The 15838-nt window shown below is 67.6% G+C and carries 19 protein-coding genes; 12 read left to right on the forward strand and 7 right to left on the reverse strand.

Annotation, left to right across the window (positions count from 1 at the left end; all coding sequences use genetic code 11):
• Positions 1-63: 63 nt before the first annotated feature.
• On the forward strand, positions 64-729 hold the full coding sequence (phoU, locus tag ACLARN_RS39625) for a phosphate signaling complex protein PhoU (protein ID WP_409496620.1): 666 nt from the start codon (positions 64-66) through the stop codon (positions 727-729).
• A 289-nt stretch (positions 730-1018) separates the two neighbouring features.
• Here the strand turns inward: phoU and pstB are convergent, their stop codons facing one another.
• The 6 genes from pstB to ACLARN_RS39655 form a co-directional block, all read right to left on the reverse strand.
• Complete coding sequence (gene pstB, locus ACLARN_RS39630) at positions 1019-1795, reverse strand: phosphate ABC transporter ATP-binding protein PstB (protein ID WP_409496621.1); 777 nt, start codon at positions 1793-1795, stop codon at positions 1019-1021.
• A 10-nt stretch (positions 1796-1805) separates the two neighbouring features.
• Positions 1806-2723: a phosphate ABC transporter permease PstA gene (gene pstA, locus ACLARN_RS39635; RefSeq protein WP_409496622.1), complete on the reverse strand. Its 918-nt coding sequence runs from the start codon at positions 2721-2723 to the stop codon at positions 1806-1808.
• 2 nt (positions 2724-2725) lie between these two features.
• The gene (pstC, locus tag ACLARN_RS39640) at positions 2726-3643 is read right to left on the reverse strand and encodes a phosphate ABC transporter permease subunit PstC (RefSeq protein WP_409496639.1); all 918 of its coding nucleotides are present in this window, start codon (positions 3641-3643) and stop codon (positions 2726-2728) included.
• Positions 3644-3854: 211 nt separating this feature from the next.
• On the reverse strand, positions 3855-4982 hold the full coding sequence (gene pstS / locus ACLARN_RS39645) for a phosphate ABC transporter substrate-binding protein PstS (RefSeq protein ID WP_409496623.1): 1128 nt from the start codon (positions 4980-4982) through the stop codon (positions 3855-3857).
• Positions 4983-5211: 229 nt separating this feature from the next.
• Positions 5212-6093, reverse strand: a complete 882-nt coding sequence (gene mshD / locus ACLARN_RS39650) for a mycothiol synthase (protein ID WP_409496624.1) — start codon at positions 6091-6093, stop codon at positions 5212-5214.
• A gap of 66 nt (positions 6094-6159) precedes the next feature.
• On the reverse strand, positions 6160-6918 hold the full coding sequence (locus tag ACLARN_RS39655; protein WP_409496625.1) for a DNA-binding response regulator: 759 nt from the start codon (positions 6916-6918) through the stop codon (positions 6160-6162).
• A 131-nt stretch (positions 6919-7049) separates the two neighbouring features.
• On the opposite strand from ACLARN_RS39655, the gene ACLARN_RS39660 reads away from it, so the two are divergent.
• The 10 genes from ACLARN_RS39660 to ACLARN_RS39705 all read left to right on the forward strand — a co-directional run bounded on the left by ACLARN_RS39660 (position 7050) and on the right by ACLARN_RS39705 (position 13235).
• Positions 7050-7943 carry a DUF2993 domain-containing protein gene (locus ACLARN_RS39660; RefSeq protein ID WP_409496626.1) on the forward strand — a complete coding sequence of 298 codons (894 nt, stop codon included), beginning with the start codon at positions 7050-7052 and terminating at the stop codon, positions 7941-7943.
• Between the two features lie 22 nt (positions 7944-7965).
• A complete protein-coding gene (locus ACLARN_RS39665) occupies positions 7966-8385 on the forward strand; it encodes a TlpA family protein disulfide reductase (protein WP_409496627.1) in 420 nt (139 codons plus the stop codon).
• Positions 8386-8606: 221 nt separating this feature from the next.
• Positions 8607-9041, forward strand: coding sequence for a DUF4395 domain-containing protein (locus ACLARN_RS39670; RefSeq protein ID WP_409496628.1), 435 nt, complete (start codon positions 8607-8609; stop codon positions 9039-9041).
• Positions 9042-9064: 23 nt separating this feature from the next.
• Entirely contained in the window at positions 9065-9901 is an 837-nt protein-coding gene (locus ACLARN_RS39675) for a sulfurtransferase (protein WP_409496629.1), read from the forward strand.
• Positions 9901-10212 (forward strand): DUF1416 domain-containing protein, encoded by a 312-nt coding sequence (locus ACLARN_RS39680; RefSeq protein ID WP_409496630.1) that lies wholly within the window; start codon positions 9901-9903, stop codon positions 10210-10212. Before ACLARN_RS39675 ends, ACLARN_RS39680 begins: the two co-directional genes overlap by 1 nt.
• Positions 10213-10439: 227 nt before the next feature.
• Complete coding sequence (locus ACLARN_RS39685; protein ID WP_076156192.1) at positions 10440-11063, forward strand: FABP family protein; 624 nt, start codon at positions 10440-10442, stop codon at positions 11061-11063.
• A gap of 9 nt (positions 11064-11072) precedes the next feature.
• A complete protein-coding gene (gene pxpB / locus ACLARN_RS39690; RefSeq protein WP_409496631.1) occupies positions 11073-11684 on the forward strand; it encodes a 5-oxoprolinase subunit PxpB in 612 nt (203 codons plus the stop codon).
• Positions 11681-12556, forward strand: a complete 876-nt coding sequence (locus ACLARN_RS39695; RefSeq protein WP_409496632.1) for a biotin-dependent carboxyltransferase family protein — start codon at positions 11681-11683, stop codon at positions 12554-12556. Before pxpB ends, ACLARN_RS39695 begins: the two co-directional genes overlap by 4 nt.
• On the forward strand, positions 12544-12957 hold the full coding sequence (locus ACLARN_RS39700; RefSeq protein ID WP_409496633.1) for a hypothetical protein: 414 nt from the start codon (positions 12544-12546) through the stop codon (positions 12955-12957). The genes ACLARN_RS39695 and ACLARN_RS39700 overlap by 13 nt, the downstream gene beginning before the upstream one ends.
• Entirely contained in the window at positions 12957-13235 is a 279-nt protein-coding gene (locus ACLARN_RS39705) for a hypothetical protein (protein WP_409496634.1), read from the forward strand. Before ACLARN_RS39700 ends, ACLARN_RS39705 begins: the two co-directional genes overlap by 1 nt.
• Here the strand turns inward: ACLARN_RS39705 and ACLARN_RS39710 are convergent.
• Positions 13228-14082, reverse strand: coding sequence for an aminodeoxychorismate lyase (locus ACLARN_RS39710; protein WP_409496635.1), 855 nt, complete (start codon positions 14080-14082; stop codon positions 13228-13230). The two genes, ACLARN_RS39705 and ACLARN_RS39710, sit on opposite strands and share 8 nt — an antisense overlap.
• Positions 14083-14112: 30 nt before the next feature.
• On the opposite strand from ACLARN_RS39710, the gene ACLARN_RS39715 reads away from it, so the two are divergent.
• A complete protein-coding gene (locus ACLARN_RS39715; RefSeq protein ID WP_409496636.1) occupies positions 14113-15243 on the forward strand; it encodes a YgfZ/GcvT domain-containing protein in 1131 nt (376 codons plus the stop codon).
• Positions 15244-15838 lie beyond the last annotated feature (595 nt).

The following is a 15838-nucleotide window of genomic DNA, read 5'->3' on the forward strand; positions in this document are numbered from 1 at the left end:
GGGTTCACGTCAGGTTCACCCTGGGATGCGGCTTTTGGTCCCTCTTGCCCGTAGGGTTGGGCCATGCGTGAGGCTTACCATGTCGAACTCGAACAGCTCGCCGAGAACCTAGCGAGCATGTCGCTCCAGGTCGCCGACGCGATGGAGCGGGCGACCCGGGCGTTGCTCGAGGTCGATCTCGGACTCGCCGAGCAGGTGATCAGCGACGACGCGAAGGTCGACGACGCGCGCGCCGAATGCGAGGAGCAGGCGTACGCGCTGCTGGCACTCCAGGCACCCGTCGCGACCGACCTTCGGACCGTCCTCGCCGCGATCCACGCGGCGGAGAGTCTGGAACGGATGGGCGATCTGGCCCTGCACGTGGCGAAGGCCGCGCGGCGCCGTCACCCCGAACCGGTCCTCCCCGACGCCGTGCGCGGCGACTTCGCCAAGATGGGCGAGGTGGCCGTCAAGCTGGCCCGGCAGGCCGAGCAGGTCATCAAGTCCAAGGACGTCGAGGCCGCCCGCACGATCGAGTCGGACGACGACGAGGTCGACGAGATCCACAAGCACCTGTTCACGGTCATCATGGACCGGAACTGGGACCACGGCGTCGCCGCGGCCGTGGACGTCACCCTGCTGGGCCGCTTCTACGAGCGCTTCGCCGACCACGCCGTCTCGGTCGCGCGCCGGATGATCTTCGTGGTGACCGGCAAGATGCCCGGCTACGGCCCGGACGAGCTTTCCTAGAGCTGAAGGGGACTTTCCCCGCATAAGACGCAGCGAAGGGGCCCTTCACCGCATGTCACGCGGTGAAGGGCCTCTTCGTCATGCCAGCGGCCCAAACGCTCACGACCGGCCTGCGCGCAGGTCGCGAAAGCCACTTTCGGGACACCCAACATCGCGAAAGTGGCTTTCGCGACATGTCTCGGCGCCCGTTGGGTCAGGACTCAGACCCCAAGCGCGTGAAGGCCCCCTTCCCTCGGCCCTGGTTCTAGATGACCAGCCGAGGGAAGGGGGCCTTCACGCGCAAAAAGACTCAGCCAAACCTGCCCGAGATGTAGTCCTCGGTCGCCTTCTCGTCCGGGTTCGAGAAGATCTTCTCGGTGTCGTTCAGCTCCACCAGGCGACCCGGCTGGCCGACGCCCGCCAGGTTGAAGAACGCGGTCTGGTCCGAGACCCGCGCCGCCTGCTGCATGTTGTGCGTCACGATGACGATCGTGTACTCCTTCTTGAGCTCACCGATCAGGTCCTCGATGGCGAGGGTCGAGATCGGGTCGAGCGCGGAGCACGGTTCGTCCATCAGCAGCACGTCCGGTCGCACGGCGATCGCCCGCGCGATGCAGAGCCGCTGCTGCTGACCACCGGAGAGGCCGCCGCCGGGCTTGTTCAGCCGGTCCTTGACCTCGTTCCACAGGTTCGCGCCGCGCAGCGCGCGCTCGGCGACCTCGTCGAGTTCTTTCCGGCCCTTGGTGCCGCCGAGGCGCAGGCCCGCCACGACGTTGTCGCGGATGGACATCGTCGGGAACGGGTTTGGCCGCTGGAAGACCATGCCGATCGTGCGGCGGACCTGCACCGGGTCGACACCGGCGCCGTAGATGTCCTCGCCGTCGAGCAGCACTTCACCCTCGACGCGGGCGCCGGGGATGACCTCGTGCATGCGGTTCAGCGTGCGCAGTACCGTCGACTTGCCGCAGCCCGAAGGGCCGATGAACGCGGTGACGTTCCGCGGCGGCACCGAGAGGGTGACGCCGTCCACGGCGTGGAATTTGCCGTAGTAGATGTCCACGTCTTTGACGTCGATTCGTTTGGCCATCTCAAACAGCTCACTTCTTCTTCGGGGCGACAAGACGGGCAAAGAGCATGGCGAGGAGGTTCACGACCGCGATGATCAGCACCAGGGTGAGCGCGGCACCCCAGATCCGGTCGAACGCGACGGTGCCCTCGTCGAACGGGTTGCTGACCCGTTCGTTGTTCATCAGCAGCGGCAAGGCGGCCTGCTCGCCACCGAAGATGTCCCAGTTCACGTAAGCGGAGTAACCGACGAGGACCAGCAGTGGCGCGGTCTCGCCCATGACCCGGGCGAGCGCCATCATGATGCCGCCGATGATGCCGGACAGCGCGGTCGGCAGGACGATCTTCATGATCGTCTTCCACTTCGGCACGCCGAGCGCGTAGGAGGCCTCACGCAGGTCGTCCGGGACGATCCGCAGCATCTCCTCAGAGGAGCGCACGACCACCGGGATCATCAGCAACACCAGGGCGAGCGACACGGCGAAACCGCTGCGCGGCAGGCCGAAGGTCGTGATCCACAGCGCGTAGATGAACAGCGCCGCGACGATCGAAGGGACACCGGAGAGGATGTCGACCATGAACGTCGTGACCTTCGCGAGTTTGCCGCGGCCGTACTCGACCAGGTAGATCGCGACCAGCATGCCGATCGGGACCGCGATGATCGCGCAGACCAGGCCTTGCAGCACCGAGCCGATGACCGCGTGCGCCACGCCGCCGCCGACCTCGTCCGACAGCACCGAGCCGAAGTCCTCGGTCCACCAGTTGCTGTACGGGATCCGCTTGACGCCGTTGATGACCACCGTGGCCAGCAGCCAGACCAGCGGCACGACGGCGATCAGGAACGACAGCCAGATCAGGACCGTCGCGAGACCGTTCTTGGTCTTCCTCGCGAGGCTGACCTGCTGGAAGGCCGGGGTGGTGGCGGGGGTCTTCTCGAGCGTGGTGGACATGCTCAGTCCCCCTTCTTGGCGATGATGGACCGCGCGGCGAAGTTGACGATGAACGTCAGCAGGAACAGCACCAGGCCCGCCGCGATGTACGCGCCCGCCGAGATCTCGTTGTTGAGTTCCGCGTAGTCCGCCGCGATCTTCGAGGCGAACGTGGCGCCGCCGTCGAAGAGGCTGAAGGTGAACTCGCGGCCGACCGCGCCGGTCAGGATGATCGCGAGCGCGATCGTCTCGCCGAGCGCGCGGCCGAGACCGAGCATCGAAGCGCCGATGTAGCCCGCCTTGCCGAACGGCAGGACCGTGGTGCGGATGACCTCCCACCGGGTGGCGCCCAGCGCCAGCGCGCCTTCGATATGCGGGGTCGGGGTCCGCTCGAACACCTCACGCGACAGCGAGGTGATGATCGGCAGGATCATCACGGCGAGCACGATGCCCGCGGTGAAGATGGTGCCGCGCATGTCCGGCGAGACGTTGCCCGCCGCGAAGATGGGGATCCACGAGAAGGTGTCGTTGACCCACTGGGAAAAGGGCTCGATCGTCGGCGCGAAGACCATCAGGCCCCACAGACCGTAGATGATCGAGGGGACCGCGGCGAGCAGGTCGATCACGTAGGCGAACGACCGCGCCAGCCGCTTCGGCGCGTACTGCGTCAGGAAGAGGGCGATTCCGAGCGAGATCGGCATCGCGATGATCAGCGCCAGCAGCGCGGAGTAGACCGTGACCAGCAGCAGGCCCATGATGCCGAACTTCATGTCGTTCGGTTCGGTCTGCCAGGTCTGGCTGGTCAGGAAGTTCACGTTGTCGGCCTGGAGCGCCGGGATGGCCTGCACCAGCAGGAACAGCCCGATGAGGCCGATCAGCGAGACGACGAAGACGCCGGCTCCGGTGGTCAGGAACTGGAAGATGCGGTCACCGGGTCGCACCGTCCTGGAATTGGGGCTCGCGAGTTGCACCGAGGACTTCTCGGGCGGTGACGCGGCAGGTTGCTCCGAAATCGGGTCCTCCGTGAAGGTCTCGCGGACGCCAGAACGCCCACCGGGGTCGCCGGTGGGCGTTCTGGGCGAAGATGAATCGCTCATCGACTACTTCTGTCCAGCCTGTCTTTACTGATCAACCTGAGGGTTGGCAACAGGGTCAGGCGATGGCCTTGACAGCGGTCAGGACCTTGTCCTGCAGGCTCTGCGGGATCGGCACGTAGCCCTTGTCCGAAAGCGGCTTCTGACCGTCGGTGGCGGCGACGTTCAGGAACGCCTTGACGGCCTTGGCGACCTCGGCGTCGGCGTACTTGGAGCAGACGATCTCGTAGGTGGCGAGGATGACCGGGTAGGCGCCCGCGACGTTGCTGCCGTAGATCGCGTCCAGGTCCAGCGCGAGGTCGTTGGTGCCTTCCTTCTTGAACTTCGCCGAGTCGAGGGACTTGGCGACGTTCGCGGCGGTGAGCTCGACACCGCCGGAGCCGCTGTCGATCAGGGCGGCGTTGAGGCCGTCCTTCGCGAACGCGGACTCGACGTAGGTGATGGCGCCATCGGTGGCCTTGACCGCGCTGGCCACACCGTTGGACTTCTCGGCACCGTTACCGACGCCACCGTTGAACTTCTTGCCGTCGCCCTGGGTCCAAGCGCCCTTGGAGGCGATCTTCAGGTACTTCTGGAAGTTGTCGGTGGTGCCCGACTCGTCGGTACGGGAGATGACCTGGATCGGCTTGTCCGGCAGGTTGACGCTCTCGTTGCCCTTGACCGCCTTGATGGCCGGGTCGTTCCACTTGGTGATGCCGCCGTTGAAGATCTTGGCGGTGACCTCGGGGGTCAGGGTCAGCTTGTCGACGCCGGAGACCTTGTAGGCGACGGCCACCGGGCCGATGACGAGCGGCAGGTTCCACGCGTCGGAGGCGCAACGGGCCTTGGCCTTGTCGGCCTCCTCGCCGCTCTTGAGGGGCGAGTCCGAACCGGCGAAGTCGACCTGGTTCGCGTTGAACTGCTTGATGCCGGCACCGGAACCGCTGGGGTTGTAGTTCACCTTCTGACCGGCGCACTTGGCGGCGTACTGCTGCACGAAGATGTCGATCGCGGTCTTCTGCGCGGACGAGCCCTCTGCCGAAAGCGGGTTCTTGCCGCCGCATTCGACGCCGGCCGTCCCGCTGGGCGCGGAAGCTGCACCCGAGCCCTCGGTCTTCGTCGCCGCCGGGTCGGATCCACAGGCGCCGAGCACGAGGGCGGCGCTAGCCACGATGCCGATCGCGCCCGCGGGCCGCATGATCTTCACTGCATTTCCTCCACTGGGAGACTTTCGCCGGATCGGTGGAACGGGAACGTTCCTGCCGGATCCGGACACTAGGCACTGACAGTGGACAGGTGGCCGTCAAAGGGTGAACGAAAGGTGAACAAGGCGCCCGATGTGAGCAGCGCGACTACTCCGAAAGTGGACCGTGTCCAGCCCGTGACCTGCACGTTTGCTCTCCGTGACCGGTCAAGAGCCAGAAGTGTGAACCCGATTACCGAGCGTATTGAACATCGACCTCGTATCGGGTGAAGCCGAGCTTCGAATAAACCGCGAGTGCCGGGGCGTTGTCGCCCTCGACGTACAAGATCACCTGGCCGAGCCCGCGGTCGCGGAGATACCGCAGTCCGGCGAGCGTGAGCGCCTTCCCGAGGCCGCCGCCTTGCGCGTCCGGATCGATGCCGACGACGTAGACCTCGCCCGTCGGCTCGCCGCCGAACCGGCCGGGAACCGCCTCGTGGACCTTCGTCCAGTGGAAGCCGACGACCTCGCCATCCCGCTCGGCGAGGAAGAAGCCTTCGGGGTCGAACCAGGCTTCCTTCTCGGTGGCGCGGACCTCATCGGCGGTCAGGGCGCCCTGCTCGGGATGCCAGTCGAAGGCACGCGCGTTGACACGGACCATCGCTTCCTCGTCCTGACCGGGAACGAAGGTGCGCAGCGTGATCCCTTCGCGCGTCACGGGTTCCGGCCAGCTCGTCTCGGCAGTGCCGATATCGGCGTGGAGGATCAGCAGTTCGCGAGCGCGCTCGAAGCCTTCCGTCCCGGCGATGTGGACGGCGGCGGGGTGATCGCCGTGCGCCCAGACCCGCAGCGGCTTCCCCGCGACGTGGTCGACGAGCGCCTTGGTGAGCGCCCTGCCGTGACCGGAGCGGCGGTGCGCGGGGTGGACGAACAGTTCGGCGACCTGATTGCCGTGCGAGTCGCCTTCGGTGTCCAGGTGCGCGTACGCCACCAATTCGCCGTCAACGTGACCCAGGAGGTGTTGCCCACCGGTGAAGCCGGTGTCCTCGGGGCGGCCGTCGGCCTCGCGCACGGCGAGGAGGAAGTCGCGGATCTCTTCCGTTTCCGGTTCACCGGTCCACAGCAGATCGAGCATGAAACCGACAGTACTAGGGAACCCTGTTCCCGCCCGGACGTCTTGTCAGGCAGAAGAGGAAGGGATTCAGTGCGCGGAAAGCTCGCTCGGCTCGTAGACGCTCGCGTCCGGGGCGATGGCCTGTTGCTGCTGCTTCGCCGCGGCACCCTTGGCGGGCCGCTCGAACTTGTAGCCGACGTTGCGCACGGTCCCGATCATCTGCTCGTGCTCCGGCCCCAGCTTCGCGCGCAGCCGCCGCACGTGGACGTCGACCGTGCGCGTGCCACCGAAGAAGTCGTAACCCCAGACCTCCTGCAACAGCTGGGCGCGGGTGAACACCCGGCCGGCGTGCTGCGCGAGGTACTTGAGGAGTTCGAACTCCTTGTAGGTGAGCTCGAGAGTGCGCTTGCGGAGCTTCGCGGTGTACGTCGCTTCGTCGATCACCAGCTCGCCGACGCGGAGCTCGGCGTCCACCTGCGAGGTAGCGCCGTCGCGGGTGGTGACCAGCCGCAACCGGGCGTCGACCTCGGCGGGACCGGCCGTCGGGAGCAGGATGTCGTCGGTGCGCCATTCCGCGCTGACCGCGACCAGACCGCCTTCGCCGACGACGGCGATGATCGGCGTGGAGGCCTCGTCCTCACCGGCGCCCTTGAGCAGGCGGCAGAGGCTCTTCGCGGAGGCGAGATCGCTGCGGGCGTCGAGGACGATGACGTCGCGGTGGCCGGCGTCGAGCAGCGCGGTCACTTCCGGAGCACGGACGCGTACGGTGTGGGGCAGCAGATCCAGGGCGGGCAACACCGTGGTGGCATCTGCTTCCGCGGTCAGTACCAGAAGGTCCAGGCTCATCGCCGCACCGCCTTCACTCGTAGTGGCTACAGCCGGTGCTTAGTGAGAATAGCGGGTGAACAGCCGGACACCTACCCCGTGCTGGATCGATCACACCTGGCCAAAGAGGGATACGAAGGAGATTTGACGCGATGGTGAGCAGGCCCGTGGCGCACGACGGACGACCGTCCCCCGGCCGGTCCGCCAAGCGACCGAAGCGGCGTGGCCGAGGCTGGCTCATCGCCCTCGCGGTACTGCTGGTACTGCTGGTCGGAGCCGATTTCGGGGCGGCGGCGTACGCCGAGCACACGATCTCCCAGAAGGCCCGCGAACAGCTGGGCCTGAAGAACGATCCGGCGGTCACGGTGCACGGTTTCCCGTTCCTGACGCAGGCCCTGTCCGGTGACTACAGTCACATCACCATCAACGCCCAGGGCGTCGCCGTCCCGCCGAGGTTGAGCGACGTGGACTTCAACGCGGACATGAGCGACGTCACGGCGCCGCTTTCGGACCTGATGAACGGCAACACGAAGGCGATCACCATCGCGACGCTCAAGGGCGAGGTGACCATCAAGGCCGCCGACATCGCGAAGCAGGCCCCGCTCGACAAGATCGAGAACCTGAAGATCGAACCGGTCACCGAGGACTACGTCCGCAACGGCGAAAGTGGCCAGGGCGAGACGACGCCGCCCACCACCAACGCCCAAGGTGAACCGATCGAGAGCTCCAGCGCGGGCATCCGGCTGTCCGGCAATGTGCAGATCGCCGGTCAGAAGGTGGAGATCTTCTGTTTCGCGATGATCGAACTGAACGGCCAGAAGATCAGCATCGAGCCGAAGCGCCTCCAGTTCGGGAATGACAAGGAGACCACCATCGTTCCCCAAGCTGTGCAGGACGCGCTGCTGCCGAACTTCAACGCGACCATCGACACCGGTGCCATGCCGTTTTCGGTGACCCCGACGTCGGTGCGCGTGGGCAGTGGCTCGGTGACCATCAAGGGCGAAGGCAAGAACGTCGCCTTCAGCGGAGCGAAGCCGCAAGGCTGATTCGACGCGGGAGTGATCTCGGATGACCGGGGTGTGGGTGCTGCTGGGCGTTCTGGTGCTCGGCGGAGCGGCGGGTGCGCTTTTGCAGGCGCGTAACGGCCGCGTGCGCGCGGCGAAGTTCAGCGCGTCCACCCTGCCCGGTCGCGTCTCGGACGCGCTCGCCCCCGACGGCGTCACCCTGATCCAGATCTCCACCACGTTCTGCGCGCCGTGCCGCCACACGCGCGCCATCCTGTCGGCGCTCGCGGAGAAGACCGACGGGCTCACCCACGTCGATCTGGACGTCACCGACACCCCGGAAGTCGCGCAAGCACTTTCCGTCTTGCGGACTCCGACGACGCTCGCCTTGACACCGGACGGCCGCGAGGTTTTCCGCGTCGGCGGCGTTCCCCGAGGTCAGGAGCTTCTCGAAGCCCTGAAACCCCACCTGACGAACGCCTGATCCCGAGTTTTGGGAAGCGTCCCAAGGTATGAACACGGTTCCCAACCTGAGGGAGCTCTGCGTACCCTCGTGCCCGTGAACAGGCTGCCCCGAACGTTGCTGACTCAGCGCCGCGCAGTGGATCTGTGCCGCGTTCGCAGCAGCCTGTGTCCGGCTCGCTGAACGCGCGCTTTCAAAGCCGTCCGGCACGCACCTCTTCCCTCTCGTTCGCAGGAGGATCCATGTCCGCAGGACCGGCCGTCGACCCCCGCGGTCCACGTTTCGCCGCCATCCTGACGACGATCGTGCTCGCGGTCGTGCTCATCACCCAGTGGTGGCCACTGCTCGCGGCGCAGGCGGTGGTGTTCGCGATCGGCGCCTTCATCGGTCTCAAGCCGGCGCCGTACTCCCTGGTCTACCGCTACCTGGTCGCGCCGCGCCTCGGCCCGACGACCGAACGGGAAGACGCCGCGCCACTGCGGTTCGCGCAGGCCGTCGGTTTCGTGTTCGCCGTCGTCGGCACCGTCGGCTTCGCCGCCGATCTGACCGCGCTCGGCTTCGTCGCGACGGCGTTCGCGCTGTTCGCGGCCTTCCTCAACGCGGCGTTCAACTTCTGTCTCGGTTGCGAGATGTACCTGCTCATCAAGCGTTTCAGCCCCAGCCCGCGCGCGTCCTAACCACCAGAAAGAGAGTCAGCTCCATGAGCCGTGAAGACGTCCTGGTCACCACCCAGTGGGCCGAGGAGAACCTGGACACCCCGGGTGTCGTGTTCATCGAGGTCGACGAGGACACGACCGCGTACGACAACGGACACATCCGCGGTGCGGTGAAGTTCGACTGGCGCAAGGACCTCCAGGACGGGGTGCGCCGCGACTTCGTCGACAAGGCGGGCTTCGAGAAGCTCCTGTCGGAGAAGGGCGTCTCGAACGACGACCGCGTCGTCCTCTACGGCGGCAACAACAACTGGTTCGCCGCGTACGCGTACTGGTACTTCAAGCTCTACGGCCACGAGAACGTGCAGCTGCTCGACGGCGGCCGCAAGAAGTGGGAGCTCGACGGACGCGAGCTGAACTCGGAAGAGGTCAAGCGCGAGACCACCACGTACAAGGCCAAGGAGCAGGACCTCTCGATCCGCGCGTTCCGCGACGAGGTCGTCCAGGCCATCGGCGGCAGCAACTTCGTCGACGTGCGTTCGCCCGACGAGTTCTCCGGCAAGCTGCTCGCCCCGGCGCACCTTCCGCAGGAGCAGTCGCAGGTCCCGGGCCACATCCCCGGCGCGCTGAACGTCCCGTGGGCGAAGGTCGCCAACGAGGACGGCACCTTCAAGACCGAGGGCGAGATCAAGGAGCTGTACTCCGATGAGGGCCTCGACGAGTCGAAGTCCACGATCGCGTACTGCCGGATCGGTGAGCGCTCGTCCATCGCGTGGTTCGCGCTGCACGAGCTCCTCGGCTACGACGCTGTGAAGAACTACGACGGTTCATGGACGGAATACGGCTCGCTCGTCGGCGTGCCGGTCGAGTTGGGAGCCAAGTGATGGCGGTAGACGACAGCTGCGGCGCACCGGTCCAGGAGGCCACGCCCGCCGATTACGACACCCGCGGCCAGGTCGTGCTGGCCGGCAAGGTGACCGGCGCGGAAGGGCCCGTCGGCGGCGCCTTCGTGCGGTTGCTGGACGGCGGCGGCGACTTCACCGGCGAGGTCGTCTCGTCGGCCGACGGCGACTTCCGCTTCTACGCGGCTCCCGGCGACTGGACGGTGCGCGCGCTGCACCGCTCCGGCAACGGCGAAGCCTCCGTCACCGCTCAGGGACCCGGCGTGCACCAGCTCGCCATTTCGGTCGCCTGACGTTTCGCGCGTGAAGGCCCCCTTCCCTCGGCTCAGCCGCGTGAAGGGGGCCTTCACGCGCATGTGGGCATGGCCACGGACCCTCAGCAGGCCTGTCCGGGCAGGTAGCGACTAAAGTGCGTGTCGTGGAGATCCTGTTTACGACCCTGCTGGTGCTCGCCGGCGTCGCGATCACCTGGTTCGCCGTGTACGTCGTCTACCGGCTTTACGCGGACGAACGCTGACCCATGACGGCGAGTGGCGACGAGGCCATCCAGGCCGCGGAGAAGCGCGCGGAAAGCACGCGCGAACGTAACCTTCCGCAGTTCGACGACATGCCCGTCCCGGGCGACACGGCGAACCTGCGCGAGGGCCCGAACCTCAATGACGCCTGCCTGGCACTCTTGCCGCTGGTCGGTGTCTGGCGTGGCGAAGGCGAGGTCGACTACCCGACCATCGAGGGCCCGCGCCGGTTCGGCATGCAGCTGACCATCGCGCACGACGGCCGTCCCTTCCTCACGCACGAGGCTCGCGCCTGGCTGCTCGACGAGGACGGCAACGTCATCCGTCCCGCGGCCCGCGAGTCCGGGTTCTGGCGCCCGCAGGCCGACGACACGATCGAACTGCTGCTGGCCCACAACACCGGCATCATCGAGCTCTTCTACGGCAAGCCGCGCGGCAAGGCCTCGGTCCCGGCATGGGAACTGGGCACCGACGCCGTCGTCCGCTCTTCGACGGCCAAGGACGTCACGGCGTCTCAGCGGCTTTACGGCATCGTTAACGGCGAACTCGGCTACGTCGAGGAGCGCGCCATGATGGGCCAGGAACTCCAGCCGCACACGTCGGCGCTGCTGCGTCGCGTGGTGGGCTGACCTTCTCCCGTGCGGTGGCGTGCCTACGGCGAGCACGCCGCCCTGCTCGACTGTGATTCCCTGACCCAGACGATCGCGGCGCATGCCACGGTTTCGTCCGCGCGGCCGTCCGGGATCGCCGAACTCGTCCCCGGCGCCCGGAGCCTGCTCGTGGTGGAAACCCCGGGCTCGGGTGCCCTCGCCGCTGTCCGTGACCTCCTGTCCGGCGCCGATCTCGAACATCCGCCCGACGGTGAACCCCGCGAGATCACCCTGGACGTCACCTACGACGGCGAAGATCTCGAACTCGTCGCCCAGGACGCCGGAGTGTCCACAGAGGACGTCGTGCGGCTGCACACCGATGCCGTCTACACCGTGGCGTTCACCGGGTTCGCGCCCGGTTTCGGCTATCTGACAGGACTTCCCGAGCCACTCCGGCAGCCGCGGTTGTCGACTCCGCGCACTCGCGTGCCGCCGGGTTCGGTCGGGATCGCGGGCGAGTTCACCGGGGTGTACCCGCGCGTCTCACCCGGTGGCTGGCGGCTGATCGGCCACACCCGGACCGTCCTGTTCGACCCGCGCGCCGACCCGCCCGCGTTGCTGGCGCCCGGCGACCGGGTGCGGTTCCGGAGCGCCGGATGAGGACTCTCGAAGTGGTCGAGACCGGCCCGCTCGCACTGGTCCAGGACCTCGGCAGGCCTGGGTACGCGCATCTCGGCGTCCCGCCGTCCGGCGCGCTGGACGTCCCCGCGCTGAAGCTGGCCAACCGGCTCGTCGGCAACGACGAAGCCGCCGCGGGCGTCGAGTGCCTGTTCGGCGGGCTGCGACTGCGCGCGAAGACGTCCTGCACGATCGCGGTGACCGGCCCCGCGGTCGCCGTCGAGGTCGACGGGCACGCCGTCGGCTCGCACGCGCCGGTGTGGCTGGCGGACGGCCAAGTCGTGGCGATCGGCGCGCCCGCCACCGGTTTACGGTGCTATCTGGCGGTTTCCGGTGGGATCGCGGTCGACGCCGAACTCGGCAGCCGGTCGCGGGACGTCCTCTCGGAGATCGGTCCCGCCCCGCTGCGCGCGGGTGACGTCCTCCCGCTCGGCGCACCGTCCGGCGCGGCTCAAGGCGCCGACGTCGTACTGCCGACGGCGGCGCCGTCGGAGTTGGTCGTGCCGGTCGAGCCGGGCCCGCGGGCGCACTGGTTCGAGGGCCTGGGAGCCGGGCTCGCGAAGACGTGGACGGTGACGGCGGAATCCAACCGCGTCGGCCTCCGGCTCGACGGAACTCCTTTGGCGCGCGAAGGCGACTACGCCGAGAAGGAACTCCCGAGCGAAGGCCTGCTGACCGGTGCCATCCAGGTCCCGCCGAACGGGCTGCCGGTCGTGTTCTTGGCGGATCATCCAACTACCGGTGGTTATCCGGTGGCGGCCGTGGTGAGACAGGCGTCACTCCCGGCGCTCGCGCAGGCCCGTCCCGGAACCCTTCTCCGCTTTCACTCGTCCACGAGGGTGTGGAAAAGGTAACGGTCGACGGTGGCACAGGTGTCATCGACGCGAATTCGGTCCCCACCCAGCCAGAACTGCCCCAGTCGCTGCGGATCGCGCTCGCCACGGGGCAGATGCGACGGCCGCTCGGCGACACGCTGCGCCCGCTCCTCGATCTCTTCACCGACGGCAGATACCAGGTCACCGGCCCGGAACGGCTGGCGGAAGACCGCTATCTGACCCCGAGCGCCGACTGGCCGCCCGCCGACGCCTCCCGGGTCGGCTACTACCGGACGGCGATCAGGAGCGGGCACCGGCCGGTCGCGGTCGTGCTGGAAACCGCCGGCGCGGCGGTGATCCTCGACGGGCACCACAAGATCGCGGCCTACCGCGAAGAAGCGATCCTGCCGCACCTGCTGATCATCAGCCCGCTCAACTAATGGACGACCCGCGGTTCCGCGATCCCCAGGATCGGCTGGTGGATCTGGCCGACGAGCCGATCCTGCGTGAAGACTCCCGGCCTGATTTCCGCGCGTGGAACCGGCCCGTCGACCCGTTCTTCCGCGAACCTCTGTGGCTGCGCGCCGACTGTTGCGGCGGGAACACCCTTTGGGCGTTCCACGAACGTCACCTGGACCTGATCGAACGGTTCGTCGCGGCGAAGCTCCGCGACAAGGTCCTTCGCACCATCGCCAAGCTGCGCGCGACGCTCAGCTGATCGCGTATTCGCTCTCGTAGGCGGCGGCCAGTTCGGTGTGGATCGCGCTGGAGTCGCCCAGCGCGACGCCGTCGAGCGTGTGCACCCTGGTCAGCTTGCGGACCGACGAGGCGAGGAACAGCCCCTCGCCCTCGCTGAGGTCCGTGACCTGGAGCGGCTCGACCTTGATCGACCAGCCCGCCCGCTCGGCGCCGCGGAACAGCGCCGCCTGCGTCGTCCCCGGCAGGATGCCGATGCTCGCCGGCGGCGTGTAGAGCGTCTTGTCCTTCGCGAGGACGACGGTCGAAGTCGGCCCTTCGAAGACCGAACCGTTGGCGGCGGTGAAAATCACATCGCTCGCGCCGCGGCGGCCCGCTTCCCGCAGCGCGGCCATGTTGACGCCGTACGAAATCGACTTCGCGCCCAGTAGCAGCCACGGCGCGCGCTCGGCGAGCTCGGGCTCGATCCCTCGTTCGAGGGTGATCGCCGCGACGCCTTCGACGCGGGCGCGGAGGACCTTCTCGTCGATCTCCGCACCGAGCGCGAACCCGAACGGCTTCGCTTCCGGATCGCCGTCGATTCCCCTGGTGTACACCAGTTTCAGGGCGATCTCGGAGTTGGCGGTCCAGTTGTCGATGACGGTCTGCGCGGCGCGCTCCCAAGCCGCGAGGTCCGGCTCCGGCAGGTCGAGCATGGCGGCGGAACGGGCCAGCCGCTCGAGGTGCGGGCGAAGCTCGCGAGGTCGCCCGTCGACGACGAGGATCGTCTCGAACACGCCGTCGCCGCGAAGCAGTCCCAGGTCGTCTACTCGCAGGTGGGCGGCTTCGGGGTCGGCCAGGGTCCCGTCGAGGAAGGCAAGCACGCGCATACGGACACGGTACTCACTAGCATGGGTTTCATGCCCTACCGCTCCCCCCTGCTCGACCTTCCCGGACCGATCGCGGCACCCGACGGGCATCCTGAAGAGGGTGTCCCGTGGCATTGGGGAGACCCCTTCGCCGAGCAACGGACGGCGACGCGCGGCGCGGTCGTGATCGACCGTTCGCACCGCGAGATCCTGGCCGTGACCGGGGAAGAACGGTTGTCCTGGCTGCATTTGGTGATCTCGCAACACGTCACCGGGCTCGCCGAAGGCACCGGCACCGAGGCTCTCGTCCTGGACAGCCATGGCCGCGTGGACGCCCACATGGTCGTCGCGCACGCGGACGGAACGGTGTGGCTGGACAGCGACCGGGGCGCGGTGGCGACCAGCGCGTTTCCTTCGGGCGGCAAACAGACTCTGCGCGAGTACCTCGAAGCGATGAAGTTCTGGTCCAAAGTGGACATCCGCGATGTCTCCGGCGAATTGGCGCTGCTGACCGTCCTCGGCCCCGACGCGGATCGCGTGCTGGCCGCCGTCGACGTCTCCTTGAGTTCAGACCCGTATTCGGTCGTGTCACTCCCCGGTGGCGGTTTCGCGCGGCGGATGCCGTGGCCGGGGCGGAACAGCGTCGACCTCGCCGTACCCCGCGCCGAACTCGCCGACTGGTGGCGCCGCCTGACCGACGCCGGTGCCCGGCCGGCGGGCAGCTGGGCGTTCGACGCGCTGCGCGTCGAGTCGCTGCGGCCGCGGCTGGGGATCGACACCGACGAGCGCACGATCCCGCACGAGGTGAACTGGGTCGACTCCGCCGCGCACGTGGCGAAGGGCTGCTACCGCGGGCAAGAGACCGTCGCGAAGGTCCACAACGTCGGGCGGCCGCCGCGGTACATGGCGCTGCTGCACCTGGATGGTTCGCCGGAGATCACGCCGGAAACCGGCGACCCGGTGGTCCTCGGGGAGCGGACCGTCGGGCGCGTCGGCAGTGTCGTGCAGCACCACGAACTGGGACCGATCGCGCTGGCGCTGGTCAAACGCTCGACGCAACCGGGTGCCGAACTGCTGGTCGGCGCCGAGGATCGCGTCGTGCAGGCGGCCATCGACCCGGACTCCGTTCCGGCCGAGGCCCCCGCTCCCGGCAGGGAGGCCGCTCAGCGGCTGCGGGGCTGACGGCTTCTTGGGCTTCTGGGGCTTCGCTGGCTTGGTGATGCGTGCCGTGAAGGCCACTTTGAGGGACTCTGGGTCCCTCAAAGTTCCCCTCATCAGCCCCTGGACCACCACTTTCGCCCCAACAGCACCACCGGCCCCAACGAGAGCGCGTGAAGGCCCCCTTCCCTCGGCTCAGCGAAGGAAACTCGACCTTCGCGCACGTTCCAAGTACATGAAGGCCCCCTTACTTGCGCTAGGCGCAGTGAAGGGGGCCTTCATGTACTTGAGACCCCAGCCCCAGGGGCTGAAGGGACTTCCCCGCATCTCACGCGGCGAAGGGCGCTTTTCCCTACATCTCACGCGGGGAAAGCGCCCTTCGCCTCACCCCGCCCAGTTATCCACAACTCTGCCCACCTGTGGACAACTCCGCCGACCAGCACTTTTCCGCCCCCACCCCCGGTAAACTGGACCAGGGGCCGCCCCCGGGACCAATGCCACTTACTTAGCAGCTGCCGGTTTGACTGTGATGGTGGTGTTGCTGATTGTAACGGGGCGTGGGGTAGCGTTCCGTTGTGGGTGTGACGCGTGATTTGCGGTCGATAGTCAGTGATCATGA

The organism is Amycolatopsis sp. cmx-11-12 (genome assembly GCF_046269425.1).
In the GTDB taxonomy this organism is placed as follows: domain Bacteria; phylum Actinomycetota; class Actinomycetes; order Mycobacteriales; family Pseudonocardiaceae; genus Amycolatopsis.